The organism is Actinomycetospora sp., from assembly GCF_055612215.1.
In genome coordinates this window covers 1-2,582 of the sequence record NZ_JBVPVA010000256.1, presented here as the reverse complement: position 1 = coordinate 2,582, position 2,582 = coordinate 1, and the positions used below count along the sequence as shown (strand labels likewise).

The following is a 2,582-nucleotide window of genomic DNA, read 5'->3' as shown; positions in this document are numbered from 1 at the left end:
CGACCGGCACCCTCGCGCACGGCCTCGCGTGCGCCGCCTGGCACGCCGTCATGAACGGCTACCCGTGGAACCGCTTCGGTCCCGCGGGGTACGACGCCCTGGACGCCCGGGTGCTCATGCGCGACGGCTGGGGGATCGGGTCCGCGCGGGACTGGCAGCAGATGCTCGACCGCCTCGCCGACCCGCAGCCCTTCGGCGGCGACGTCGTGTTCGGCCTCCGTCGGCGGATCGGTGAGGGCACGTTCGTCCCGGCCGGCGCAGTCGAGGCCGTCGTCGAGGATCCGGAGAACGTGGAGCTCAACGGGCGCGCGGTGAGCGACGAGGTCCTCGCCGACCTGCGCCGCACCGAGGCCTACGAGGGCTACCTCCGCGAGCGCGGCGTGCTCGCCGAGTGGGAGCAGGTGCACTCCCTGCTGGCCTGGGACATCGGGCGGGGCGCGATGCTCGCCCGCTACGGCCCGGACGCGCGCTACTGCGACGAGTCGACCGCACGCTGGCAGCTCGAACGGTTCGGGCTGCTCGCGCGGCGCTGCTACGACTCGTGGCCCGACTTCGGGGCCGCGCTCGTGCTCGGCCGGCTGCTCTGGACCGCCGACCTCGACGACGCCGACCTCGACCGCTACGGGGTGGAGGCCGAGACGTGCGTCCGGCCGTTCACCGTCCTGACCAGCGAGCCGACGAGTCCGTGGCGCACCGTCCCCTTCCACCCGTCCGTCCCGGCCGAACCCGCGTCGGCCCCGAGCGAGCCCGGCTGACGCCCGCCCACTACCTCGTGCAGGTGACCATCGCGTCCTCACCGTCGGCTGAGTCCCGGGCGACCACGACGCCGTCCTCGACGATGGTGCAGGTGATGGTGTCGGACCGGTTCACGAGTCCGGGGTCCGGGGTGAGGGAGGCGGTCAGCATCGGTCCCACGACGCCGGAGACCTCCGCGTCCGCCCGCCACGGCGAGCCGACGCCGGAGACGCTCGCCGAGGCGAGCTCGTCGGTCCGCGACCGGCTGTAGGTGGCCGCGATCGGGGTGCCCTTCGCGGTGCTGACCTCGTAGGTCACCTGGTGCACGGCCGTGGTCGGCAGCGCGACGTGCGAGAACACGCCGATGCCGGGGGCGAAGAAGAGGACCGCGCCGAGGATGATGCCGGCCGCGGCGATCACGATCCCGTTCGACCGGCGGGGCGGGGCCTGCACCGGGAGCGGGCTCGACGGGTGCGGCGGGGCGTACCGGCTCGGGTCGCCCGTGGGACGCGCTGCGTCCCGCACGACCGGCAGCCCGGGTATCGGGCCGGTGAGGACCGCGTCGTCGTGGGCGTCGCTGCGGTAGAACGGCGGCCGGTCGATCTGCGTCATGCTCGAGCCCCCTCTCTCGTGCGCGTGTCACGCCGATCTCGCGCCCGCCGGGCTCGTCGTTACCGCGTCGGTCCCGCCGTCCGGGACGATCACCCGTCCGGGGGACGAGCGCCGCCGCTACGGGGGTTCACCGTCGAGCAGGGGCTCCCAGCGGCGGTACGCGGCGAGGTCGCGGAAGTGGCGGTGGTAGAGGTCGGCGGTGCCGGTGAGGTCGTCGTCGAGCACCGGTGCGACGTCGACGACCCCCAGGAAGCGCGGCCCGACGACGACCGTGCCGGTCACCTCGTCGACACCCTCCTGCTCTCGAGCCCACCGCTCGGCCACCTCACGCGCCTCGACCTCGCTGTTCCCGTGCACGAGCGTCGTGTCCTCGCGGTACAGCTCCCCGGCCGCGGGGTCGGGCGAGACGAACTCGAAGAGCGTGATCGCGATGTAGCACCGTTCCCCGGTCATGGCGCCCACCCTGCCGTGCCGTACGGAGCGCCGACAGGTTCGTCGAGACGTCTCAGCCGCGGAGCGCGACCTGGACCCCGGCGGGGGCGCCGTACGAGTCCACGATCTTGTTGAGCTCGCTCTGGTAGTAGAGGGAGACCAGTCCGAGGACGAAGCAGAGCAGGAGACCGACCCCGGCACTGCACGTCGGCCGTAGACCGGCGGCCCGCTGGGCGTCCGCGATCCGGTTGCCGGTGTTGTAGAGCGACACGAGGGGCGCGACGACGGTCCAGCCGAGGAACAGCAGGACGAGCAGCGGCCCCGCGACCGGGACGAGGCGGCGACGGTCGAACTCGGCCATCTCGCGGTGGATCTTGTAGTACCAGACGTAGCTGTAGATGCCGAAGGTGATCAGCGGCAGGCCGAGCCAGACCCCGACGGGATTGCGGCGCTTCATCGCGAGCCCGGTCGCCACGGGCGGCCGGACGACACCGTGGGGACGCTGCGCCGGCTGCGCGCCGACCGGGGGCAGGCGCGTCTGCTGGTACTGCGGCGGGATGTGGAGCCGCGCGGTGACGTCCGAGGAGCCGGCGAACTCGCCGGCCGCCGAGGAGCCGGCGAACTCGCCGGCCGCCTCGCCCCGGGGTGGCGTCGCGTGGCGACCCGCGGTCGGCGGGCGAGGTGCGGACTCGGGCACAGCAGACATGGGCGGTTCCCCCGGCGGTTCGAGATCGGTGTGGTGCGGCTCCCGCCACGGCGCCGGAGTTGCCCGGCTTGTCGCCCGCCCGCCGGTCACCGTTACC

The 2,582-nt window shown here is 73.7% G+C and carries 4 protein-coding genes; 1 reads left to right on the top strand and 3 read right to left on the bottom strand.

What is annotated here, in order from left to right; genetic code table 11:
- Window positions 1-755: DUF1266 domain-containing protein (locus tag AC0CYZ_RS07075; protein ID WP_472213701.1), on the top strand; the 755-nt coding region annotated here is incomplete at its 5' end.
- A gap of 10 nt (window positions 756-765) precedes the next feature.
- Here the strand turns inward: AC0CYZ_RS07075 and AC0CYZ_RS07070 are convergent.
- From AC0CYZ_RS07070 to AC0CYZ_RS07060, 3 genes are all read right to left on the bottom strand, one after another.
- Complete coding sequence (locus AC0CYZ_RS07070; RefSeq protein WP_472213699.1) at window positions 766-1,347, bottom strand: hypothetical protein; 582 nt, start codon at window positions 1,345-1,347, stop codon at window positions 766-768.
- 117 nt (window positions 1,348-1,464) lie between these two features.
- Window positions 1,465-1,800, bottom strand: coding sequence for a DUF4288 domain-containing protein (locus AC0CYZ_RS07065; RefSeq protein ID WP_472213697.1), 336 nt, complete (start codon window positions 1,798-1,800; stop codon window positions 1,465-1,467).
- A gap of 52 nt (window positions 1,801-1,852) precedes the next feature.
- Window positions 1,853-2,485 (bottom strand): DUF4234 domain-containing protein, encoded by a 633-nt coding sequence (locus AC0CYZ_RS07060; RefSeq protein ID WP_472213695.1) that lies wholly within the window; start codon window positions 2,483-2,485, stop codon window positions 1,853-1,855.
- Between the last annotated feature and the right edge of the window lie 97 nt (window positions 2,486-2,582).